At 48.5% G+C, this 26346-nt stretch carries 12 protein-coding genes; 10 read left to right on the top strand and 2 right to left on the bottom strand.

Going from position 1 to position 26346, the window contains the following annotated elements; translation table 11 throughout:
• Window positions 1-167: 167 nt before the first annotated feature.
• The 10 genes from Q7C_RS02415 to mpl all read left to right on the top strand — a co-directional run bounded on the left by Q7C_RS02415 (window position 168) and on the right by mpl (window position 22557).
• Window positions 168-7448, top strand: coding sequence for a cadherin-like domain-containing protein (locus Q7C_RS02415; protein WP_041366424.1), 7281 nt, complete (start codon window positions 168-170; stop codon window positions 7446-7448).
• Between the two features lie 103 nt (window positions 7449-7551).
• Window positions 7552-8034: a hypothetical protein gene (locus Q7C_RS02410; protein ID WP_041366422.1), complete on the top strand. Its 483-nt coding sequence runs from the start codon at window positions 7552-7554 to the stop codon at window positions 8032-8034.
• Window positions 8001-10895, top strand: a complete 2895-nt coding sequence (locus Q7C_RS02405) for a beta strand repeat-containing protein (protein WP_187287368.1) — start codon at window positions 8001-8003, stop codon at window positions 10893-10895. The genes Q7C_RS02410 and Q7C_RS02405 overlap by 34 nt, the downstream gene beginning before the upstream one ends.
• Complete coding sequence (locus Q7C_RS02400) at window positions 10870-11766, top strand: hypothetical protein (RefSeq protein WP_041366420.1); 897 nt, start codon at window positions 10870-10872, stop codon at window positions 11764-11766. The genes Q7C_RS02405 and Q7C_RS02400 overlap by 26 nt, the downstream gene beginning before the upstream one ends.
• The gene (locus tag Q7C_RS02395; RefSeq protein ID WP_202946512.1) at window positions 11711-14419 is read left to right on the top strand and encodes a tandem-95 repeat protein; all 2709 of its coding nucleotides are present in this window, start codon (window positions 11711-11713) and stop codon (window positions 14417-14419) included. The genes Q7C_RS02400 and Q7C_RS02395 overlap by 56 nt, the downstream gene beginning before the upstream one ends.
• 76 nt (window positions 14420-14495) lie before the next feature.
• On the top strand, window positions 14496-16400 hold the full coding sequence (locus tag Q7C_RS02390) for a TolC family protein (RefSeq protein ID WP_014703103.1): 1905 nt from the start codon (window positions 14496-14498) through the stop codon (window positions 16398-16400).
• Window positions 16401-16565: 165 nt separating this feature from the next.
• Window positions 16566-17213: an efflux RND transporter periplasmic adaptor subunit gene (locus Q7C_RS02385; RefSeq protein ID WP_238532334.1), complete on the top strand. Its 648-nt coding sequence runs from the start codon at window positions 16566-16568 to the stop codon at window positions 17211-17213.
• Between the two features lie 69 nt (window positions 17214-17282).
• Window positions 17283-18707 (top strand): efflux RND transporter periplasmic adaptor subunit, encoded by a 1425-nt coding sequence (locus tag Q7C_RS02380; RefSeq protein WP_008843228.1) that lies wholly within the window; start codon window positions 17283-17285, stop codon window positions 18705-18707.
• Window positions 18704-20800 (top strand): site-2 protease family protein, encoded by a 2097-nt coding sequence (locus tag Q7C_RS02375; protein WP_008843229.1) that lies wholly within the window; start codon window positions 18704-18706, stop codon window positions 20798-20800. Before Q7C_RS02380 ends, Q7C_RS02375 begins: the two co-directional genes overlap by 4 nt.
• 329 nt (window positions 20801-21129) lie before the next feature.
• The gene (gene mpl / locus Q7C_RS02370; RefSeq protein ID WP_008843230.1) at window positions 21130-22557 is read left to right on the top strand and encodes a UDP-N-acetylmuramate:L-alanyl-gamma-D-glutamyl-meso-diaminopimelate ligase; all 1428 of its coding nucleotides are present in this window, start codon (window positions 21130-21132) and stop codon (window positions 22555-22557) included.
• A gap of 538 nt (window positions 22558-23095) precedes the next feature.
• Here mpl and Q7C_RS02360 read toward each other — a convergent pair.
• Both Q7C_RS02360 and tnpC read right to left on the bottom strand, forming a co-directional pair.
• Complete coding sequence (locus tag Q7C_RS02360; protein ID WP_008843231.1) at window positions 23096-24592, bottom strand: transposase; 1497 nt, start codon at window positions 24590-24592, stop codon at window positions 23096-23098.
• Window positions 24593-24755: 163 nt separating this feature from the next.
• Window positions 24756-26336, bottom strand: coding sequence for an IS66 family transposase (gene tnpC / locus Q7C_RS02355; RefSeq protein WP_008843232.1), 1581 nt, complete (start codon window positions 26334-26336; stop codon window positions 24756-24758).
• Between the last annotated feature and the right edge of the window lie 10 nt (window positions 26337-26346).

Genomic DNA, 26346 nt, shown 5'->3' with positions numbered 1-26346 from the left:
TGACGTAATTACTGAAATATTAATTGTCGGGAACTTAAATATTCGTCCATACTTTTACTAACAGTGGAGTAACGGTATTTTGGCTGCTTTTTTAACAGCGAAAATACCAGTTAGCTGATTTCTAATATGTTGCTCTTAAAAATTTTTTAACAATGGTTATTGGCAATATGAGTCAGCAAAAAGGTTTTAACTCAATCTTCAAGTCCAAAACGCAACGTTTAGCACTTGAACCGCGAATAGTCTTTGATGCAGCGTTGCCCATAGCCATCGCTGAGCAGGCAGATAACGCCAATCATACCGAATCACCCACATCGGCTGAACCTCATCAAAATTCTGAGAATCAAGGCGATTTTTCTCCTGAGTTTTCTGCCGAAAGCTCAACGGGTCGGCAGATAGTGTTTATTGATGCCGGTATTGAAAATCAACAATCAATAGCTAATCAATTTGCCAATAGCGAGGTCATTTTACTCAATGGTGAACAAGATGGTTTGCTACAAATTGCTGAGGCAGTAGCCGGGCGCAACGATATCGAGGCTATTCATCTATTTAGTCACGGCAGTGATGGGCAGTTGCAACTCGGTAATAGCACCGTTAATGAGGTGACACTAACGCAAGATTATAGTGAGGCTCTCAGCCAGATACGTGCTGTTTTATCGGTTGATGCCGATATTTTGCTTTACGGTTGTGACGTGGCAGGCAGCGCCGAAGGGCAATCTTTTGTTGCTGCACTGGCGGCTGCAACCGGGGCCGATATTGCTGCATCTACTGACCTCACTGGCGCTAAAGCCTTAGGTGGCGATTGGGATCTAGAGTGGCAAGCCGGTGCTATAGAATCACAGGTTGTTGAAGTTTCAGGTTTTACAGGCTTGCTCGGTGCGCCAGAAATAACCGATGCTCAAGCTGTCGATACTCGCAGCACTGACGAAGACGTGCCGTTAACTATCACTGGCATTAGTGTTACTGATGACGATGCAGGTGTGGAGCTGCAGGTCGCGATCAGCGTGACCGGCGGTAGCATTACCTTAGCAGGGGCAGGGTGGGCAGTGACAGCGGGTGCCGATGGCACTAGCGCGGTCACGATTACCGGCACTGAAGCCGAAATTAACTCAGCCCTCAATGGCATGGTTTTTACCCCGGTTACTAACAGCAACAGTTTAGACCCAGCTTACACCCCATTGATTGATATTACCGTCAATGATGTTGACACCCCTGATGGCCCAACGAACATTCAAATCAGTAACATTAATGTGGTTGCCATTAATGATGCGCCAACGATTAGTGGCGGCACGCCTTTAGAGGTTAATGAGGGTGGCACCAGCAGTTTTTCTGCTGCAACGGCTGCGAGTTTTGGTTTTACCCAAGCTCAGCTTGGGTTGTCAGATATTGATAACCAAGCGGTTCAGACAATTATTAAAATTGCTGCCGTCCCTGCCAATGGTGATTTGCGATTAAATGGCAACTTAATAGCGGTCGGCTCGACCTTTGCGGCGTCTGATATTAATAACTTGTCGTATCAACACAATGGTTCACAAGTCACCTCGGTGACAACAGATACCTTTTTAATTACTGTTGATGATGGAGCCGGTGGATTGATCACCAACCAGTCGGTTTCAGTGAATATTAATCCGATTAATCAGGCACCGACTTTAGAGGGCTCAATTACTGTTATTGAGGGGGAGACTGCGGTCAATCTTGCCGATAACGGCTTATTAATCGCGCCATTTAATAGCTCGAGAGGTGCGATTAGCTTTTTTGACCCAGAGGGTGGCACAGCACAAAACTACGAGATTACTAGCTTACCTATTAACGGTACGCTGTTTTACAACGGTGTGGCCATTGTTGCGGCGAGCGTGGGCACGCCTTTTGTTGTTGCCGACCCAGGGTTGCTGACTTACAGCCACTCAGGCGGTGAAAACAGCACTGATAGCTTTAATATGCAGGTTCAAGATGATGGTGGTGGTGAAGGCAATGTGCTTTCTGATTCGGCGACCATTCAGTTAAACATCGTGCCCAACAACGATGACCCAGTGCTGAATACAAACGTAGCTCAGACTATGGCACCGGGTTCTACTTCGATCACCTTGACCCCCGCTATGCTTGAGGTGACTGATGTTGATTCGGCCAACACCTCGTTAACTTATACATTAACCAGTGTTCCCAACCCAGCAGAGGGTTATTTTACGGTTAATGGCCAAACACTCACCGTTGGCGCTACGTTTACTCAAGCAGACATTAATGCTGGCAATGTAACGTTTGTAACACTTAGCGACACCCCGCGTACCGACAGTATGACCTTTACGGTAAAAGATGGCGGTATCCGACTGTTTCCAGATAGCCGAGACGGTGGTATTTACGATAATCCTTCACAGGGCAGCCCGCTAACGCCGATAACCTTTGATGTGGTTGTCCCCGATACCGTGACTGTTAGCCCTGACCCTGTTCCGGGTGCCGCTGACATTAATACCCCGCCGACCAGTGGCGGCACAAACACCATTGATGCGGCTGACCTCAACGAAGGTGGCACTTTTAACTTTAGTAACACTGAGCTGCTAATTACCGACGCTGAAAGCAGCCCAGATGAACTGGTGTATCGCTTAGTCTCACTACCAACCAGTGGTCTTATTAGGCTCAATGGTGCTGAACTAACCTATAACCAAACTTTTACTCAGGCCGATATTAATAACGGCAACGTCAGCTTTGTTCATAGTGGCGATGAAGACTTCGTTGATTCTTTTAGTTATACCATTTCTGATGGCAACACAGAGTCGGCACCGCAGTCGTTCAGTATTGCCGCAACGCCTCAAAATGACACACCGGAGGCTGTCAATAATAGTGCTATTTTTGTCGGTGAAAATAATACCGTTGTTATCAACGGTGCTAATATTGTTTTGAGCGACAGAGATAACTCGGCTTCTGATAACGAAACTGGCAATGCGGTTAATGATGAACTGAGCTTTAGAATAACGGTCGACACACTGCATGGCGAGTTGAGGCTTGATGGCGTGCTGATAACCGCCAATACAACCATCGTTACCCTGGCCCAGTTGCAAAACGGTGATTTGACTTATACTCATTTAGGCAGCGAAAATTTTTCTGATTCATTCTCTCTTGTGCCTCTTGATGATTCGGGGGTGGTTGTGCCAACGGCCACCAATGCTAGCTCAGAAGGTTCGACCTTAATCGTCCCGATTACTATTTTCCCTGCTAATGATGCAACTACGTTTGTGTCTAAACGGCAGCTTATTGCCGGTGAGGCTGGTGCTGTTGTTGAGGGCGGTTCGCGGGTTATTGGTGGTGCGCAATCCTATGCCACTATTAACGGTGTCAGCGGTTCTGGTTTGCCGACACCCGACCCCAATTTGAGCAACGCCCACTTAGTGTTTGGCGACGACGATAACTCAAGCATTCAGCGTCAATATCGCATCACCGATGCCACCAATAATGGCAGCTTATTCTTAAACACTACAGCGCTTGGTGTGGGTTCGGTTTTCACTCAAGATGATCTAGATTCTGGGCGGATCAGTTATCAACATGATGGCACTGAAACAAGCAACGATTCGTTTGACTATGTGGTCAGCGATGGTGATTGGACATCGAACGATTCTGTCAGTGTTGCTCAAGGCTTGCCGTCACCTCCGGGCTCAACGTTTTTAATTGAAATTACACCCACCAATGATATTGCTGAAATCAGCGGCCCCGATAACTTGGATGTTTTCGCAGCGGGCGCTGCAACTACCGCTGTACCAGTGATAACGCTGGCTGACTTAGATCTCGACGACGGTATAACGGCAGGCGAAACTGATTTTATGCGCATTGAGGTAAGCGTTGTGGGTACGGGTGCTAATTTATTAAATTATACCGCCGCTGACCCCAGTAGTTTTGTCAGTGGCAAAGGCACTGATGTGATGATTTTGCAGGGTACTAAAGCAGAAATTGATGCCGTGCTTGCCAGCCTAACAATCGCCTTTAGTGCTGACCTTGATGACGACAATCTTATTCTTAGAGTGGTTGCCGATGATCGTCTATATGATAACTCGGGATCTTTGCTTGCCAATGCCAATGGCGGCCCGGTTAACGATGATGGCTCCGCCATTAATGCCGCCAATAATCGTGTGACCCATGATATTACTTTGCGTGTATCCAATAGTAATGACGTGCCGGTTATTACCAATGTTTCTGGTTTTACCGTTGACGAAGATGCAGAAATTACATTAGGCGGTTTTGCACTATCAGACGCCGATAGCTTTGATGAGGACGTTACCGCCACCATTGAACTTTTTAATGATGCCGGTCGCACGACTTTAGCCAGCAGCGCCAATGAGGGGCGTTTAAGATTAAGCAGCCAGCCCGATGTAGTCATTACTGGTAATAACTCTAATACGATTACCATCACGGGTAACATTACTGATGTTGAAAATGCATTGAACGCACTACGTTTTCAGGGTCGTGGCGATTTTAATGGCCCTGGCCTTGGCAATGGCACGCTGTATTTAAGATCTACTATTGCCGATTTTGATCATGCCGGTGGCCAACAAACGGCGACAGTCGATAATGATATTACCATCACGCCGGTTAACGACGCTCCTGTTTTAGCGATCAACGCAACGCTAACCAATGGTTTATCCCTAGATTCGGGCACCAGTATTAACATTAATGCTGAAGGTGGTTCATTCACCTTGAATGATAATCGCGACACCAGCGAGGGGGCCGCTGATCTTATCTCTGTATCCGTTGCAGCGACCAATACGGTGGGTGGTGCATCTTATGGCACCTTGACGGCCACTACCTCGGGTGGTGCGATAATTAGTAATGACAACACAGCAACAATAACAATAACGGGTACAGCAGCTGATGTTGAAGCGACCTTAAATTCTCTGGTTTATACACCAACTGATGCCAACGTCGATACCGTTGTGCGCATTCGCACCACTGCCGATGATCGTGATGGTGGTGTTGGTAATGGTACTGAAGGCGTTGGTGTTGATGGCAACAATACCGATAGTGAAGATTTTTTCATTGAGGTTTCTGGCACCAACGATGCACCTGTTATAACCCTACCTGTTAACCCCACCGTTTTAGAAGACAGCACCGCCAATGCAATTAGCGGGATTTCGATCAGTGATACCGACGATTTTGGCAGTGACCTACAAGTCAGTTTGAGTCTCGCTGGCACACCTAAAGGCACGATTAATTTAAGTACTATTGCTGGGCTAACCTTTAGCACTGGCGATGGCACTAACGATACCGCGATGGTGTTTACCGGCACCAAAGCGGCCATTAATACTGCACTGGCTTCGTTGACGTTTACGCCAACGGGTGACCAAAACACGGTGGCTTTTACCCAAGACTTAACGGTTAATGTTGATGACCAAGGCAACACCGGCACAGGTGGTGCGTTGACCGATTCAGAAACCCTGCAAATCACCATTACTCCGGTCAATGATGCACCGCTGCGCACAGCGGCGAGCACCAGTTTACCGGCTGTTCCAGAAGACACTGCAAACCCGGTGGGCGATACGGTCAGCAATATCTTTGGGCCAAGGTTTGATGACAGCACCGATACCGTCACCAATGGCTCGACAGCTAATACCCTTGCTGGCGTGGCGATTGTTGATAATGCCGCGACCGCCGCGCAAGGTGTGTGGCAGTACAACAGTGGTGGCGGCTGGTTAGCTATCCCTGCGACAGCCAGTTTAGCGAATCCGTTTTTACTATCGAGTACCGATCAGGTTCGTTTTTTAGCGCAACCCGATTGGAACGGCACACCGGGTGATTTAACCGTGCGCTTAATCGATAGCTCTAGCGGTGCAGTAGCTACAGGTGCGGGAGCTGATTTGAGTGGTGGTGCCACGGGTGACACAACCGCATTCTCTAATGCGGCCAATGCCGTTACCTTAGGGACGGCTATTACTGCGGTTAACGATGCGCCGGTTGCCAGTGGCAGCGGTACACTCGCGTCGATTAATGAAGACAACACCAACCCAGCCGGTGCTGCACTGAGCAGTGTAATCACCAGTTCACAATACGATGACAGCACCGATACCGTTGCTGGCGGCTCTAGCGCTACAGCGCTTGGCGGTATAGCGATTATTGGCAACGCAGCTAATCCAGCGACAGAAGGTAGCTGGCAATACAACAGTGGTTCAGGCTGGGTGACGATCACCAACGTAGGCTTGTCATCGGGCAATGCTCTAGTGCTGCCCGCCACCGCCGATATTCGTTTTTTACCGGTGGCAGAATACAGTGGCACGCCGGGAGCACTAACGGTGCACCTTGCCGACAGCGTGCAAGCGGAGGCCTCGGGCCAAGATATTTCTGGCAATCTAGGCACGACCGAAACCTGGTCGGCCGATAGTATCAACATCGCCACGGCGGTTAACCCTGTCAATGACACCCCAGTGGTCAGCGGTGTAGCTACCACGCACACCTATATAGAAAATGATCCGGCGTTGGTATTAGAGCCCGCGTTGAGCTTGGCCGATGTTGATGATGCTGACTTAAACCAAGCGGTGATTACCATAGCCAGCGGTTTCTCAGCGGGTGATACATTAGCGCTGGATGCAGCACTGGCAACTTCACTGGGCTTAACGGTAGACAGTTCGGTGCCCGGTACGCTCACCATTAGCGGCAATGCCACCAAAGCTGAATATCAATCGTTATTGCGCACTGTGAATTACAGCTCAAGCTCAGATAATCCGGGCAGTGCAGACCGCACCATCAATTGGACAGTGCGCGATGAAAATTCAGAGGCTGCAGCCAATGGTCAGCAGACCTCAACGGTGGTGAACACCACGGTTGAAGTAACGCCGGTTAATGATGCCCCTGTTATCACACTGCCTGCTAACCCCACCGTTTTAGAAGACAGCACCGCTAATGCAATCGGCATTTCTATTGCCGATGCCGATGATTCGGGCAGCGACCTACAAGTCAGTTTGAGTCTCGCTGGCACACCTAAAGGCACGATTAATTTAAGCACTATTGCTGGGCTAACCTTTAGCACTGGCGATGGCACTAACGATACCGCGATGGTGTTTACCGGCACCAAAGCGGCCATTAATACTGCACTGGCTTCGTTGACGTTTACGCCAACGGGTGACCAAAACACGGTGGCTTTTACCCAAGACTTAACGGTTAATGTTGATGACCAAGGCAACACCGGCACAGGTGGTGCGTTGACCGATTCAGAAACCCTGCAAATCACCATTACTCCGGTCAATGATGCACCGCTGCGCACAGCGGCGAGCACCAGTTTACCGGCTGTTCCAGAAGACACTGCAAACCCGGTGGGCGATACGGTCAGCAATATCTTTGGGCCAAGGTTTGATGACAGCACCGATACCGTCACCAATGGCTCGACGGCTAATACCCTTGCTGGCGTGGCGATTGTTGATAATGCCGCGACCGCCGCGCAAGGTGTGTGGCAGTACAACAGTGGTGGCGGCTGGTAGCTATCTGCGACAGCCAGTTTAGCGAGTCCGTTTTTACTATCGAGTACCGATCAGGTTCGCTTTAGCGCAACCCGATTGGAACGGCACACCGGGTGATCTAACCGTGCGCTTAATCGATAGCTCTAGTGGTGCAGTAGCTACAGGTGCGGGAGCTGATTTGAGTGGTGGTGCCACGGGTGGCACAACCGCATTCTCTAATGCGGCCAATGCCGTTACCTTAGGGACGGCTATTACTGCGGTTAACGATGCGCCGGTTGCCAGTGGCAGCGGTACACTCGCGTCGATTAATGAAGACAACACCAACCCAGCCGGTGCTGCACTGAGCAGTGTAATCACCAGCTCACAATACGATGACAGCACCGATACCGTTGCTGGCGGCTCTAGCGCTACAGCGCTTGGCGGTATAGCGATTATTGGCAACGCAGCTAATCCAGCGACAGAAGGTAGCTGGCAATACAACAGTGGTTCAGGCTGGGTGACGATCACCAACGTAGGCTTGTCATCGGGCAATGCTCTAGTGCTGCCCGCCACCGCCGATATTCGTTTTTACCGGTGGCAGAATACAGTGGCACGCCGGGAGCACTAACGGTGCACCTTGCCGACAGCGTGCAAGCGGAGGCCTCGGGCCAAGATATTTCTGGCAATCTAGGCACGACCGAAACCTGGTCGGCCGATAGTATCAACATCGCCACGGCGGTTAACCCTGTCAATGACACCCCAGTGGTCAGCGGTGTAGCTACCACGCACACCTATATAGAAAATGATCCGGCGTTGGTATTAGAGCCCGCGTTGAGCTTGGCCGATGTTGATGATGCTGACTTAAACCAAGCGGTGATTACCATAGCCAGCGGTTTCTCAGCGGGTGATACATTAGCGCTGGATGCAGCACTGGCAACTTCACTGGGTTTAACGGTAGACAGTTCGGTGCCCGGCACGCTCACCATTAGCGGCAATGCCACCAAAGCTGAATATCAATCGTTATTGCGCACTGTGAATTACAGCTCAAGCTCAGATAATCCGGGCAGTGCAGACCGCACCATCAATTGGACAGTGCGCGATGAAAATTCAGAGGCTGCAGCCAATGGTCAGCAGACCTCAACGGTGGTGAACACCACGGTTGAAGTAACGCCGGTTAATGATGCCCCTGTTATCACACTGCCTGCTAACCCCACCGTTTTAGAAGACAGCACCGCTAATGCAATCGGCATTTCTATTGCCGATGCCGATGATTCGGGCAGCGACCTACAAGTCAGTTTGAGTCTCGCTGGCACACCTAAAGGCACGATTAATTTAAGCACTATTGCTGGGCTAACCTTTAGCACTGGCGATGGCACTAACGATACCGCGATGGTGTTTACCGGCACCAAAGCGGCCATTAATACTGCACTGGCTTCGTTGACGTTTACGCCAACGGGTGACCAAAACACGGTGGCTTTTACCCAAGACTTAACGGTTAATGTTGATGACCAAGGCAACACCGGCACAGGTGGTGCGTTGACCGATTCAGAAACCCTGCAAATCACCATTACTCCGGTCAATGATGCACCGCTGCGCACAGCGGCGAGCACCAGTTTACCGGCTGTTCCAGAAGACACTGCAAACCCGGTGGGCGATACGGTCAGCAATATCTTTGGGCCAAGGTTTGATGACAGCACCGATACCGTCACCAATGGCTCGACGGCTAATACCCTTGCTGGCGTGGCGATTGTTGATAATGCCGCGACCGCCGCGCAAGGTGTGTGGCAGTACAACAGTGGTGGCGGCTGGTTAGCTATCCCTGCGACAGCCAGTTTAGCGAATCCGTTTTTACTATCGAGTACCGATCAGGTTCGCTTTTTAGCGCAACCCGATTGGAACGGCACACCGGGTGATTTAACCGTGCGCTTAATCGATAGCTCTAGTGGTGCAGTAGCTACAGGTGCGGGAGCTGATTTGAGTGGTGGTGCCACGGGTGACACAACCGCATTCTCTAATGCGGCCAATGCCGTTACCTTAGGGACGGCTATTACTGCGGTTAACGATGCGCCGGTTGCCAGTGGCAGCGGTACACTCGCGTCGATTAATGAAGACAACACCAACCCAGCCGGTGCTGCACTGAGCAGTGTAATCACCAGCTCACAATACGATGACAGCACCGATACCGTTGCTGGCGGCTCTAGCGCTACAGCGCTTGGCGGTATAGCGATTATTGGCAACGCAGCTAATCCAGCGACAGAAGGTAGCTGGCAATACAACAGTGGTTCAGGCTGGGTGACGATCACCAACGTAGGCTTGTCATCGGGCAATGCTCTAGTGCTGCCCGCCACCGCCGATATTCGTTTTTTACCGGTGGCAGAATACAGTGGCACGCCGGGAGCACTAACGGTGCACCTTGCCGACAGCGTGCAAGCGGAGGCCTCGGGCCAAGATATTTCTGGCAATCTAGGCACGACCGAAACCTGGTCGGCCGATAGTATCAACATCGCCACGGCGGTTAACCCTGTCAATGACACCCCAGTGGTCAGCGGTGTAGCTACCACGCACACCTATATAGAAAATGATCCGGCGTTGGTATTAGAGCCCGCGTTGAGCTTGGCCGATGTTGATGATGCTGACTTAAACCAAGCGGTGATTACCATAGCCAGCGGTTTCTCAGCGGGTGATACATTAGCGCTGGATGCAGCACTGGCAACTTCACTGGGTTTAACGGTAGACAGTTCGGTGCCCGGCACGCTCACCATTAGCGGCAATGCCACCAAAGCTGAATATCAATCGTTATTGCGCACTGTGAATTACAGCTCAAGCTCAGATAATCCGGGCAGTGCAGACCGCACCATCAATTGGACAGTGCGCGATGAAAATTCAGAGGCTGCAGCCAATGGTCAGCAGACCTCAACGGTGGTGAACACCACGGTTGAAGTAACGCCGGTTAATGATGCCCCTGTTATCACACTGCCTGCTAACCCCACCGTTTTAGAAGACAGCACCGCTAATGCAATCGGCATTTCTATTGCCGATGCCGATGATTCGGGCAGCGACCTACAAGTCAGTTTGAGTCTCGCTGGCACACCTAAAGGCACGATTAATTTAAGCACTATTGCTGGGCTAACCTTTAGCACTGGCGATGGCACTAACGATACCGCGATGGTGTTTACCGGCACCAAAGCGGCCATTAATACTGCACTGGCTTCGTTGACGTTTACGCCAACGGGTGACCAAAACACGGTGGCTTTTACCCAAGACTTAACGGTTAATGTTGATGACCAAGGCAACACCGGCACAGGTGGTGCGTTGACCGATTCAGAAACCCTGCAAATCACCATTACTCCGGTCAATGATGCACCGCTGCGCACAGCGGCGAGCACCAGTTTACCGGCTGTTCCAGAAGACACTGCAAACCCGGTGGGCGATACGGTCAGCAATATCTTTGGGCCAAGGTTTGATGACAGCACCGATACCGTCACCTAATGGCTCGACGGCTAATACCCTTGCTGGCGTGGCGATTGTTGATAATGCCGCGACCGCCGCGCAAGGTGTGTGGCAGTACAACAGTGGTGGCGGCTGGTTAGCTATCCCTGCGACAGCCAGTTTAGCGAATCCGTTTTTACTATCGAGTACCGATCAGGTTCGCTTTTTAGCGCAACCCGATTGGAACGGCACACCGGGTGATTTAACCGTGCGCTTAATCGATAGCTCTAGTGGTGCAGTAGCTACAGGTGCGGGAGCTGATTTGAGTGGTGGTGCCACGGGTGGCACAACCGCATTCTCTAATGCGGCCAATGCCGTTACCTTAGGGACGGCTATTACTGCGGTTAACGATGCGCCGGTTGCCAGTGGCAGCGGTACACTCGCGTCGATTAATGAAGACAACACCAACCCAGCCGGTGCTGCACTGAGCAGTGTAATCACCAGCTCACAATACGATGACAGCACCGATACCGTTGCTGGCGGCTCTAGCGCTACAGCGCTTGGCGGTATAGCGATTATTGGCAACGCAGCTAATCCAGCGACAGAAGGTAGCTGGCAATACAACAGTGGTTCAGGCTGGGTGACGATCACCAACGTAGGCTTGTCATCGGGCAATGCTCTAGTGCTGCCCGCCACCGCCGATATTCGTTTTTTACCGGTGGCAGAATACAGTGGCACGCCGGGAGCACTAACGGTGCACCTTGCCGACAGCGTGCAAGCGGAGGCCTCGGGCCAAGATATTTCTGGCAATCTAGGCACGACCGAAACCTGGTCGGCCGATAGTATCAACATCGCCACGGCGGTTAACCCTGTCAATGACCACCCCAGTGGTCAGCGGTGTAGCTACCACGCACACCTATATAGAAAATGATCCGGCGTTGGTATTAGAGCCCGCGTTGAGCTTGGCCGATGTTGATGATGCTGACTTAAACCAAGCGGTGATTACCATAGCCAGCGGTTTCTCAGCGGGTGATACATTAGCGCTGGATGCAGCACTGGCAACTTCACTGGGTTTAACGGTAGACAGTTCGGTGCCCGGCACGCTCACCATTAGCGGCAATGCCACCAAAGCTGAATATCAATCGTTATTGCGCACTGTGAATTACAGCTCAAGCTCAGATAATCCGGGCAGTGCAGACCGCACCATCAATTGGACAGTGCGCGATGAAAATTCAGAGGCTGCAGCCAATGGTCAGCAGACCTCAACGGTGGTGAACACCACGGTTGAAGTAACGCCGGTTAATGATGCGGCAACCGTGAGTAGCGCCGATGTTAGCTTAGACGAAACCGATGCGCCCTTAGTCTTTACTGGCACTCTCACCAGCACCGATCCTGATAGTCCAGACAACACGTTTACACCAGTGACGATTACACGCCCCACTGGCGAGCTAGTTTTAAATGCTGCAGGTGCTTGGACTTTTACGGCTAATAGCGCGTTTGACAGTTTAGATGTCGGTGACTCGATAAATGAAGTATTTAACGTCACCACGGTAGATGGTACGCCGACCACGATAGAAATCACCATTAACGGTACAAATGATAACCCGGTTGCCGCTAGCGATGCTCAGACTACCGACGAAGACACCGTCCTTAATGCTGCCGTGCCTGCTGGCAGTGATATCGACGGCACCATTGACCCTAATGGTTTTGCATTAGTGACTAATGTGGGTGAAGGTGTTCTGACATTCAACCCAGATGGTACTTATAGTTTTGACCCGACTGGCGATTTTGATGATTTGGCACCGGGTGGCAGCCGTGACGTTACCTTCACTTACACAACCAGTGATAACAACGGCGGTGTAAGTGCACCGGTGACGGTCACTATTACTGTCACCGGCCTCAATGATATTGCAGTGAGTACGTTACCTGCGCCGCAAATCGCAACCGAAGATACTCCCCTTACGATCAATGGTATTGCTGTGCAGGATGCTGACAACGCGATCCTTACCACCACGTTAACGTTGCCTGCTAATGCTGGTGTTATTAATGTGATCGCGGGGGGCGGTGCAACCATTACTGATAACGGCACTAATACGGTTGTTATTACGGGTACATCCGCTCAAATCAATGCGGCTTTATTAGCCGTTGATTACACGCCCACGGACGATTTTAATACTTCTGCATCGGGGCCGATTGCTATCGGTGTTGAAATCACTGATGGCATTGAAACGCATGTGTCTTCGCTGTCTCTAACGGTACTACCTGTTGTTGATATTAGTGATGATGCTACTACCACTAATGAAGAACAGCCGGTCACGCTTGATGTGCTGGCTAATGATAATTTTGAAGGTGTCGCCACCGTTTCAGTGTTTACCCAAGCTCAAAATGGCACCGTGGTGTTAAACCCAAATGGTACCTTTACTTATACGCCTGATGTTAATTTTGAAGGCATCGATAGCTTCACTTATACGGCGACTGTTAATGGCATCACTGAAACAGCAACGGTTACGATAACAGTACTGCCTGTCAACGATAACCCTGTGGCAACTGATGATAGCTATAGCGTTGATGGTGCAGCCGGTGCAGCCGGTGTTGTGCTGAATTTACTGGATAATGACACCGATGTTGATGGCGACACGCTTGTTGTTTCTAGTATTGCCGGCCAGCCGGTCATTGCAGGCCAGGCACAAACATTGTCTGTGCCTAATGGTGAAGTGGTTATCAGCGCCAGTGGTGTAATCACTTTTTACCCTGACCTTGGTTTTATTGGCGACTTTAGTTTTGAGTATGAAATCAGTGACGGCCAAGGTGGTACGGCTTCGGCAACCGTTTCAATTGACATTACACCCGCGCCTCGGGTGGATGGAGAATTTCGTGATTACGGTAACTTTAGACCTGTATTTACAGTCCCTATTCGTCCGGTTGACCCTGCGCTGCATGTGTTATTGAGCGTTCAACAAGCCAGAAATGAAATCCAACTCAGCTCTGGTTTGAATTTGTTAGATATTGATTCTGTTGCTTATAAAGAGCTACTCGGTGGTTTAGATATCGGCCTAGCGTTTGCCTCTGGTGATAATGGCTTAGGCGAATTAGGCGGCAAGGACTTTTCTCCGCTGGGTATTGATCGCTATCCCGACAACGCACTTTATGTGCAGCAGTCAGTCCGACAAATTCCGTTACCTACATCGCATGCTGTTTTTGTGCAGTTAGCCGTTAATCAATCGCAGCTTGAATCTGCGGCGCGCAATGGTCTGGTTGATTCATTTAATTCAGCATCGCCCGGCGTTAAACATTTACTTGACCCTTTTGCTAAACCAGAATTATCGGCCACAAAAATAGCGGCTAATAGCAGCAGCGAGCAAGTTAACGATGACACCATCGAGCTGCAGGGCACAATAACAGCTGAAAGTTCACCGAGTGTTTTAGACATCGCCAATACCGATATCGTTATTGCGCTTGGTGGTGATCAAGGCGATGAAAAAATTACCGCTGCGAGTAGCTTTAGTGAGCAGCTCAAACAGTCAGCAGCATCGAGGTTGGCTAGCGGTTCAGAAAATACCATTAGCTACTACAAAAAAGCCTAAGCGGTATTGGTTTGTATGGTTACAATGTAATGACTATTTTTATAATAATTAACAGTGAATTTGGAGTAAGTGTGTAATGAAAGCCCTTTTAAATAAACTGTTTTTTACTGGGACAGCAACCCGTGCTTGGCGTTTTAATGCGCCGATCTTTTGCCTTGTCTTGGGAGGGTGCTCCGTTTCGCCTCAGTTGGCAACGCAGGATGAAGTTCGCGATAGAGTAGCGGCCGATACAGCGCAAATGTTTGAGAACCAAGTGGCTATTAGTGCGCCTATAACTTTAGACGAGGCACTAGCTAGAGCGTTGAAATATAACTTGGATTATCGATTAAAAAATATGGAGTCGGCCTTGGCTCTGGGTTTAAATGAGCTATCAAAATTCGATATGCTGCCGCGTGTTTTGGCATCGGCAGGTTATAGTCGGCGCAATAATGATTCGGGTGGCTCCAGTTATGGTATTGAAGATGGCCTAGAGTCGCTGCGTCCTTCTTCATCGCAAGAGAAAAGCTACCATACTGAAAATATTGAATTCAGCTGGAATAGTTTAGACTTTGGTGTTTCTTATTATCGGGCAAGGCAACAAGCCGATCAGTATTTAATTGCTGAAGAGCGCCGCAGAAAAGTAGTTCAAGGTTTATTTCAAGATGTTCGCGCATCGTATTGGCGTGCGCTAGGGGCGCAACGTTTAGAGCAGCAGGTGAATGCCACTATTGAGCGAATTGACCGAGCGCTTGAACAATCACGTGAAGCAGAGTCGCAGCAAATTATTGCTCCTGTAACGGCACTGAATTATCAGCGCGCATTATTAGATGCTGCCTACATGCTCAATAAGCGTCGCCAAGATTTAGCCTACGCAAAAAGTGAGCTGGCCGCTTTAATGAACGTGCCCTCTGGCGTTACTTTTAGTTTGGCTGATACTAAAGAGCATGCACTGCCAGCAGCCCCCGACAACATTAATCAACTAGAAGAAATGGCGTTATTACAGCGCCCTGAATTACGTGAAGAAGATTTTAGAAAACGCATTACTGCTGACGAAACGCGTAAACAAATCTTAAGTTTATTCCCTGCAATAAACTTTAATTACGGATTTTTTCAAGACTCTAATAAATACCTCTATAACAATGAATGGTCACAGGGCGGTATTTCGTTGTCGTGGAATTTAATGAAATTAGCCAGCATCCCCTCGTTGAATGATTCTCGCGAAGAGCAAGAGAAAGCTGATACTGCGCGCCGCATGGCACTGTCAATGGCGATTTTAACTCAGGTACGCATTTCGATAGAGCGCTACCGTTTAGCAGCCAGTGAATTTAATTTGGCCGATAAAGCCGCAGGGGTTGATCATCGTTTATCACAATATGCTCGCGATGCGTTAAGCTCAAAAATGGATAGCGAACTTGAAGTTATTCGAACAGAAGCCAAAGCACTGTTAGGTGACTATCAACGTGCTAATGCTTACGCTAATTTGCAAATTGCTTTTGGTCGTTTGTATAACACATTAGGTTTTGATCCACTTCCCTACGATGGCGAGGGTTTAGACTTGGCTCAATTGACTGAACTGATTAGTGAACACCAGGCTCAGTTGCAAAATAATTCTTTCAGCCTAAAGTCGCACCTATTTGGCCATCAAGCTGATGTTAGCATTCGCGTGCAAGGCATTGATGACCCTGTATTAAAAAACAGCATGACCGAGCAGTTGGTCACTATGCTCGAGAGAAATGATATTAAGGTCAATCAAGCATCAGGGACGCCACTGACGTTTAGTTTGAGTCGTAACGATGCTAATGGTTTGCAAAAAGCTTTATGGTTAGTAACCATGGATAGCAAAGAAGTATCCAACAGCATGGAGTATGAAACGACCTTGCCACAAAATGCGCGTGCTTCGACTTATGAAGCAAGTTTATTGGCTGCAGCTTCAGCTAGCTTATCGTCAACACGTAACTGGTTATCGCAATCGCTACCTACTGCTCAACCGTTGGAGATGTAAATGACACACCGTTCTTGTTGTTTTTTAATAGTGCTTGTTGGGCTCACCGCCCAACTTGCACAAGCCCAGTTCGCTGGGAAAACCGCTTTACAAACCCTTCATAACTACCCTAGTACCAGCCAGACCCGGCAAACTGATTATCGGCATGCTGCCATAAGAGTTTTATTGGCACCTGAAAAAGAAACGGTGTTGTCGAGTTCGGTGGCCGCTAAAATTAATCAGCTTAATGTTTCGTTGGGTTCTTCGTTCGATAAAGATAAACTACTGCTAAAATTTTCATGTGAAGAGCCCATAGCTCGCAACAATATGGTGCAGGCCGAGTTGGCAGGGGCCCTAGAGTCACACGAAGGCAAAGTGAAAATGCAAGGTTTAAAACAGGCGAGTAGCATCGAGGTCGCTTTGGCAGCCAGTGAAGTCGCTAGATTACGGGCGCAATTAGCGCTGAGTGCCGTGCAAATAAAAAACTGCGAAGTCAAATCACCTTGGCGAGGTAGGGTTTCAAAAGTCTTTGTAAGTAACCACATGAGTGTGGCGGCAGGGGAGCCGCTGTTAGAACTGGTGAAGGATGGCCGCTTAAAAATCCGCCTTAATGTACCTTCAAAAAAAATAAACTCCCTGCAGGTTGGCGATTTGTTCAATGTCACCATCGACGAAACCGGCAAGCGTTACCGAGCTAGAATAGTGGCTATCAACAGCCGTATTGACTCGGTTAGCCAAACAATTGAAATCGAAGGTCGGATGATTGAGGATTATCCTGGCTTACTAGCCGGCATGAGTGGTACCGCAATGCTTGCTGATCTAAACGCTGAGTGATTACCCCAAGCATAATATTAATCTTGGCTTATATTGATTGCTCAGTGGCGCTTCTAAAAAGTTATTTTTATGAATACAAATAAACCCCCAGTAGCCGAAAAAAAACAAGCCGCTACTCATCAGCCTGTGCCTCCCCCACGCACGACAGCTAAAAAAAATGCCGAGCATACTCAGTTGTCGGTTTTGTTACATCTCGAAAAGCGCGCTTTGGCGGCGCAAGATAACCAAGCATTATGCTTTGTGATTGCAAATGAAACTCACATGCTTACGCCGTTTCGGCAGTCACTGATTATGGACAAAAATATCAGTGGTCAATTTAGCCTGCGACAGGCGTCGGGTTTAGCCAATATTGTTGAAGACTCCCCTTTTTCAATTTGGCTGCAGTCGTTGATTGCCAGTTTAGACATTAGCAATCACCAAGCGCAATCTATGTTGGTTAAAAGTGAATCCATCAGAGAAGATCTGCAGACGGGCTGGTTGGAGTGGTTACCGGAACATTTGCTGATTATCCCTGTGCTCGATGTTGATGAGAATGTTGCCATGCTAGTGCTGTATGCTAGAGAGCAAACTTGGTCGCCATTAGATTTAGATTTATTGCATCGTTTACACGATTGTTATGCTTACTGTTATCGCGCGATGAACAAACGTGAAAATAACCTAGCTCGCAAGCTGCGTCAGTTTATTCAATCTGGGCGTTTGCGTTGGGTTGTATTGGCTATGGTGTTAGCGTTGTTTATCCCTATCCGTTTATCGGTACTGGCCCCGGCCGAGGTCGTGGCCTTAAATGCCAAAGCCGTAGCTTCACCTATAGATGGTGTTATTGGCAAAATTCATGTGCAGCCTAATGCCGAAGTTGAGGTAGGCGATGCGCTATTTTCACTGGATGACAGCGCTTTACAAAGCCGAAGAAATATCGCGCTAAAAGCCCTAGTCATTGCAAGAGCCGATGCATTAGTTGCTGAACAACAAGCGTTTAATGATTACAGCAGCAAAGCTGAATTGGCATCAGCGCTGGGCAGGGTCAGAGAGAAAGAGGCCGAGCTTGGCGCTGTTGAATTGTTGTTGCAGAGAGTCACGGTAAAAGCTGATCGTAAAGGTTTAGCTATTTTTGCCGACAAAAATGACTGGATCGGTCGGCCGGTTCAAATTGGTGAGCGTATTATGCAGTTGGCTAGTGCCGAAGATGCGGGCATCGAAATTTGGCTACCGGTGGCCGATGCGATTAATTTAGATATCGGCGCTCCTATTCGCGTCTTTTTGCATACCCAGCCCTTATCACCTTTAGATGCCAGTTTATTGCAGACCAGTTATCAGGCTAGCCAAAGCCCAGAAGGTATTTCGGCTTATACGCTATTTGGTCATTTTAGTGAGCGCAAAGACTTGCCACGTTTGGGGCTTCGCGGTACAGCACGGATTTCATCAGACTGGACAGTATTGGGATATTATTTATTTCGTCGGCCTATTGCTGCGGTGCGTGAGTTCACTGGGTTGTGATTGAAAACCTGCCTGCGTTGCGCGAAGAACTAAAATTATTACCCGCTGCGGCCAATAGTGATGGTTCGCCGGCATGGATGATAGTAGACCCAGTTATTAATCGTTTTTATCGAATTGGCTGGTTAGATTTTGAGTTGCTAGTTCGATGGAATACAGGCCCAGCCGAGGCGATAATCGCCGCTATTAACCAACAGACAGCACTCCATGTTGACGAAGCTGATATTGAAAGTTTAATTGTTTTCTTACAACAGCATAATTTGCTTCAAGCCAGCAACTCTAAAACCGCTAATGCTTTGCAGCAGCGAGCACAGCAGCAGAAAAAAAATACCTTTCAGTGGTTGTTGCAGCACTATCTTTTTTTTCGTATACCGCTAATTAAGCCGCAACGCTTACTCAAAAATAGCTACCCTTATGTTGCTTGGCTCTATTCAAAAGCGATGTTGGTTAGTTTGGTTTTTTTCGCTGTTTTAGGCGGCTATTTAATTAGTCGTCAGTGGGATACTTTTAGTGCAACGCTAATAAATCAACTGGGTTTTGATAGCCTAGTTGGTTTTGCTATTGCCCTTGTTATCGCTAAAGCGCTGCACGAGCTAGCGCACGCTTATACGGCTACTCGCTATGGTGTGCGTGTTGCACATATGGGGGTTGCCATGGTGGTGATGTTCCCAATGCTCTACACCGATACCAGTGAAAGCTGGAAGCTATCAAACTCTAAGCAGAGAATGGCGATCGCCAGTGCGGGCATTATTGCCGAACTCGGCTTGGCAATCATTGCTACGCTAGCGTGGTGTTTGCTTCCAAATGGTGCCGTGCGCGAGGCGATGTTTTATCTTGCCACGACCAGTTGGGTGCTTACATTATTGATTAATGTAAGCCCTTTTTTGCGCTTTGATGGTTATTTTATTTTGGCTGATATACTCGATATGCCTAACCTTCATGAGCGCTCAGCCGCCATGGCTAAGGTTTGGTTAAGGCGTGCATTACTGGGTATTGAAGATGATTGGCCAGCCACTGAGCAACCAAACTGGCGGCCTTGGCTGATTATTTTTGCACTGTTCACCTGGGTTTATCGTTTTTTTGTTTATATCGGTATTGCATTGCTGGTGTATTTTTTCTTTTTTAAATTGGCAGGTATCGCGCTTTTTATTATTGAGCTTTTTGTCTTTATTGGCAGACCGGTATTGGCCGAGTTGACCGTTTGGTGGCAGCGACGTAGCGAGATGAGTGTGATTAAGAAAAAGCGTTGGTTAGGTTTTTTTATCGTTTTACTGGCGATAGCGATGATACCTTGGCATACCAGTATTTCAAGTATCGGCTGGGTTCACTCAGCACGGCAACAAATCATATTTTCGCCATTAGCAGGCCAGTTGCAGCAATTGCCATCGACTGATCAGGTCACTCAAGGTGATACCTTGTTCGTATTGCGCTCACCTGATCTCGCGCATTCAGAAATGAAAGCACGCACTCTAGCTGAGCATACGTGGCATGAACTCAATGGTTTAATGGGCGTTAGTAACGGCGAGCAGCGGCGTACAGGCTTAATGTCTCGCTATGACCATTACTTGGCCGAGGCACGACTATATCAACAAGAACAACAGCGGTTGGTGTTAACAGCAAGTTTTAGCGGCCAGTTATTTGATATTGATCCTTACTTGGCCAACGGCGTATGGGTTAAATCACATCAACCATTGGCAGTGCTCGCCGATAATAGCGCCTGGATAGTCGAAGCCTACCTGCCCGAAAACGATATAGCGCGAGTGATTGTGGGGGCAAAGGCCCGGGTTAAATTAAAAGAGCAAGTGCCATATTTTATTGACGGTGTGGTCGAATCGGTTGATATATCACCCTTAGCACTTTTGCCGCACCCGATGCTCGATGCCGCATCGGGTGGGCCGATCAATACGGTGGTTCACGGCAAAAATAAACGCCAACCGCAGCAGGTATTATTTCGGGTAAGAATCCGTTTACTCGAACCGCCGGTTTCAACCCGAATGGGGTTAGCCGATGTCACCGTGCAAGGTGAAGCCCGCGCATGGCTGCCTAAGCAATTCAAACGTGTGGCGGCCGTTTTAATTCGAGAAAGTGGATTTTAATGGCTCGTTTTCTACTGTCTAAGCTTAGCAATTTGGGTCACTTCAATCGTGCCTCTCTTATCGTGAAGAAAGTGTCAGTGGTGATTTGATCTTAGGGTAGGGCACTTAAATTGTTTAAGCCTCTCTGTTAACTCCCCCCAGCTTTTTATAGTCACTATTGTTACTGCTATGTGCAGTTATCGGTTTTTTTGAAACGCTCTCCTAAGTGTAGTGGTGAGTGCGGTTTGCATCATGTCAGCTAGGTTTTGTCTCACCTGAGTGCTACTATTTGCGGTCTTTAAAAACAGCGTTTTTTTGAGTCGCTGCTAAGGGTAACAATAAGGATCATTATGCATATCCATATTTTGGGTATTTGCGGGACATTTATGGGCGGCTTAGCTATTTTGGCCCGCCAGCTTGGACATCAAGTTACAGGCTCTGACAGCAATGTTTATCCACCGATGAGTACCCAGCTAGAAGAGCAGGGCATTACGTTGGTTGAGGGCTTTGATCCAATTCAGCTTGAACCTGCGCCTGATCTTGTTGTGGTTGGCAATGCCATGTCGCGAGGTAATCCTTGCGTCGAATATATCCTTGATAAAGGCCTTAAATACACCTCCGGGCCGCAGTGGCTATCTGAACATTTGCTGCAAGACCGCTGGGTGCTCGCAGCTGCCGGTACACACGGCAAAACCACTACTTCGAGTATGCTTGCCTGGATTCTAGAAGACGCCAATATGGCGCCGGGTTTTTTAATTGGTGGTGTGCCTGCCGACTTTGGTGTTTCGGCACGGGTGGGTGACTCTCCGTTTTTTGTTATTGAGGCCGATGAATATGACAGCGCTTTTTTTGATAAGCGCTCAAAGTTTGTGCACTACCGACCGCGCACCGCGATTCTTAATAACCTTGAATTTGATCATGCCGATATTTTTGAAGATTTAGCGGCCATCCAAAAACAATTTCATCATTTGGTGCGCACTATCCCCTCGACGGGCAGGGTGTTGTTGCCCGCGAGCAATGACAACTTAGAAACCGTTCTCTCTCAGGGGCTTTGGTCAGAAGTTGAGCGTTGTTCGATTGATGATGCTGTTTGTAAAAAACCCCTAAACAACGCTGCTGCCAATATTCATCATGATGTCTTTGACCAAGAGAATACAACTTGGTCGGCGCAACTGCTGAGCGCTGATGGCAGTGCTTTTGCTATTTTCTTAAAGCAACAAAAACAGGGCGAGGTGCATTGGTCTCACACCGGCAATCACAATGTTAGCAATGCATTATCAGCTATAGCAGCGGCTAGGCATGTAGGCGTTACTGCCGATATAGCCTGTCAGGCGCTTTCAACGTTTAAAGGCGTTAAGCGCCGAATGGAGCTGTTAGCTGTGATCGCCGGCATTAGTGTTTACGACGATTTTGCACATCATCCTACAGCCATTGCTACTACCTTAGCTGGTCAGCGCGCTAAAATTGGTGAGCAGCGTTTAATCGCAGTTATTGAGCCGCGTTCAAATACCATGCGTTTAGGGACTCACTTGGCCTTGTTGGCCGACGCTAGTTGCGATGCTGATCGTGTTATTTGGTATCAGCCCAAGGGCCTAGATTGGTCGTTAGAGCAAGTCATAGCCGACAGCGATGGCCGAGCAGAAGTGTTTAACACCGTTGATAGCATCGTGGCTAACCTCGTTGCTGAAGCTAAATCAGGCGATCATATTGTTATCATGAGTAATGGTGGTTTTGGTGGTATTCATGGCCAACTGCTGCAGGCGCTAAACGATAAGTAACTATTGTCTCAACAAGCAATACTAATCAGCGTAATCGCTATTGAGTATTTCGCTTCAAGTCAGATGTCGTTATTAAAAATAACAAGAGAAATGCTCTCCATGTCAAAAAAACTATTTTCACTGTACGAGCTAATGATCCTGCGTAGGCCGTTAATAACGCTACTAGTGACCGTATTAATTTTGGGTTGGCTGGCAAGCCATCTACCTAATTTTAAATTAGATGCTTCTGCCGACTCTTTAGTTTTGGAGGGTGATAAAGACCTAGAGTATTCCCGCCAAATTACTAAGCGTTATGGGTCAGGGGTATAGGTAGGATTAATACCCCCGTCATCTTCTTAATACCCCCGTCATCTTCCCAATCTACAATAAAAAACAGGCTATTAGCAATCGCCAAGTTATTATCAACCCATTAGCTGCACAATGATTAAGCACAAATCAATAATGCGCCGGCCTTTTTAGCGTTTTGCGCATTCCGACACGCAACCTATCCTACCGACCTCATCCTTGAGCAGCACCTATCATCCTCTCCCTTGCTTTCCTAATCGAACAAGCTCTCTTGTGGCGGTGCTCGTGGCTCTGGTATTTGATTCACGGTGGCGGGCGTCCCAGACTTCGCATCCAGGTGAGCTAAAATCTTATTGATGACCGACGGGTCCTCGATACAGGCAATAATCCTCACTGCACCACCACAGCGGCTACAGATCGTGACATCAATATTGAATACGCGCTTAAGCCGCTCGGCCCACGTCATGCTTTGATGGCAATCAACCAGCGCAGGCTCATCGTCCTTCACGCCCTGCTTTTGAGTGTTGCCCTTGCCACGTTTAGCGGGAGTAACAAAGATACGCTGCTTGCTGTTAGGGGCCAGTACACCATGGTACCGCGTCAAATTTGCGCGTGGCTTCGGCACTAAGGCTGCCAATTTCGCCATGAAATCTAACGGCTCGAAGATGACGTGCGTCGAGCCATCTCTGTAGGGCGTCTTTAGCTGATACCTGACCTTGCCCTGCGAAGTCAGTGCCAGTCGCTTTTCTGATACCGCCGGGCGGGAGATATAGCGACACAAGCGTTCCAGCTTTTTGCGTTCTCGTGTTTTTGTTGCCACCCCAGCATGCAGGGAGAAACCGGCGATTTTACCGACCTGGTTTGTACCAAAATCATCATCTTCCCAGGATGGGATTGTCTGTAGTGTGAAGACCTTGCGGCCTTGTTGTGGGCCCACTGCAATTCGATAGGTGATGGAGTGTTCCTGAAGCTGATGCATCGCATCGTCGTCTTGTAAATCTAGTGTCAGATAACTGCTTTCATCATCGCGCACCAATAAACCCTGGCGCTCCAAATGACCTGCAACGCGCTGGCTAATGGCAGCGACTAAAGTATTAAGTTCGCTGGCTGTAGGTGCATTTACTCGGTGAAATCTCAATTGGCCGTTGTGTTTTTCTTGGTAGGCACCGTCAATGAAGAGCATATGAAAATGGACATTGAGATTTAGCGCGGAGCCAAAACGCTGTATCAGAGTAACGGCGCCTGTTTGTGCTTGTGTGGCTTTAACCCCCGCTTTTTTGATCAAGTGCGTTGAAATGACTCGGTTAACAATGCCCAGCACCTTACTCATGACCAGAGGGTTGCTGGATAAAAGGAATCGCAGCGGGTATGGAAAACTGAGTACCCATTGGCGGATAGGTTTGTAAGGTAAGACGTCATCGACTAACAGCGCTGCTGTTTCTGCCATTCGCCTTGCTCCACAGCTGGGGCAAAAGCCTCGGCGTTTACAGCTAAAAGCTACCAGGTGTTCAAGGTGGCAGTCTTCACAGCGGACCCGCAGAAACCCATTTTCGAGCCTGCCACATTCGAGGTACTCATCAAATTCTCGTGCGACATGGCGAGGCAAGTAACGGTCTGTCTCACTGAGATGCGACTGAAACTCGGGCCAATAGCGCTCGATGAGTTGATAAAGCAGTGTTTGCTCTGGTCGGTGTCGGGCATAGCTAAACACATCACCGCCAGACATCCCTTCCGGCCTTGGTTGGATCATACAACGCATCCTTGCGTTATTTCATGGCGATGAGTGTATCAGCCCGTTATATCTACTGACATATAACAACATTAGAGGGGCACCTGTATTAATATCGGTACCCCCTAAAGTAAACACATTGTTAAAGATCAACCACCTACGAGATGTAGGTTTCGTTATAGCGTTAGGCCGCGAGATTGATGGCACCCACTTTTTCTAAGGCAATATTCCAGGGTAGCAATGCTTCGTAGTCTTCCACCGTTTGGCAGTGAGGAATCGCTTCTAGGATTTCCTGGTAATATCGATAAGGGTCTAATCCATGGCGCTTGGCCGTTCTAATCAAACTAAAATGAAGACACAGAGCCTCAGCACCTTTCACCGAACTACAAAACATAAAATTCTTTCTGGCAATGACAAAGGGTTTGATTTCCTGTTCCGTCAAATTGTTATCCGCTTCTAAGCGACCATCGTTGAGAAATTCACACAGGCCATCCCAAAACTTAAGGGTATAGGCAAAAGCTTTACCCAGCGATGATTTCGGCGGCACAGTCGGGTAATGCTCATCAAGCCATTGTTTAAATTCAGCCATCAGTGGTTTTGAACACTGTTGTCGCAGGCTATAGCGTTGCTCTGGTGACATTTTCTCATCTTTGGCCTTGCGCTCTATTTTGTAGAGGCGCTTATAAAAACGCATCGCCTGTTTGGCTAGTCCATTCCCTTTTGACGCGATAGCAATCGGCTCGAATTTGCGTCTAGCGTGGGTGTTACAGAAACTGGGGCTTACCGCCTCAGATTCAAATAATAAATCAAAAAACGGATCACCATCACAATGCAGCCCACCACTAAAACCCGCAAACCAATTATTAACAAAGGGCTTGTGTTTTATGGCGTTGTACTCGTAAAGAATGACGTCTTTACCGGGTGCTCCACCCCTAAAGCAGTACGCATAGGATTTTGTGGACGCCGATCGTCCGGGTTCGTTTAATACTTGCAGGGTAGTGGCGTCTAAAGCCCCTACATCATAGTCAATCACTTCGTCTTTCATTAAATTGATTAGCGGTTGTAGTGAATCACTGCAATCAATCACTGAGCGGGCCATAGTTTGGCGAGATAAGCGAAACCCCGCCCTTTTTTCAAACTGTTTTTCTAGATGGTAGTACGGTTGACGATCATCGAGCTTGCTGACGATAATGTGGGCTAACACGGATTCGGTAAAGGATGCTTTGGGAAGAATATGCTTAGGCTTATCGGCTGTGATCACTTCACCCACGCAACCTTTAGGGCAGGCTACTACTTCACGCAGTTCGACAATGACTTCATAGACGGGCGGCTGGTAATTTAAACGTTCATGCCGCTCATGGTTAATCACCTTTTTTGGGCAGCCGCACTGACAGGTTTTGTCGTGAGCATCAACGGGGATTAGCTGTTCTGTACGGGGTAAATGTGCAGCAAAGGCATTCCTTGATTTTTTGGCCCGACGTTTTTTCTGGCGCTCAATATCATTGTCACAGGAATTGTCGCTGACTTCATCTTCTTCATCCAGCGCTTCATTAAGAACTACTTCACCATACAAAGACAGCTGAGGGTTTTCGAGATCGATATAGCGCTCTGATTTTTGACCGAACCGGTGGCGTAGCATTTGTTTCAGCTGATCCATTAACACTGCATAGGCATCATCAGATTGTTGACACTTCTTACGCAATAAATCGCATTCCAGTGTTAGCTGGTCGACTTGATGCTGTAAGGATTTTTCAGTGTCGGTCATGATGGACTGC

The organism is Methylophaga frappieri (assembly GCF_000260965.1).
Classification (GTDB): domain Bacteria; phylum Pseudomonadota; class Gammaproteobacteria; order Nitrosococcales; family Methylophagaceae; genus Methylophaga; species Methylophaga frappieri.
Note: the sequence above shows the minus strand (reverse complement) of the source record. Positions and strands in the feature narration are given on the sequence as shown.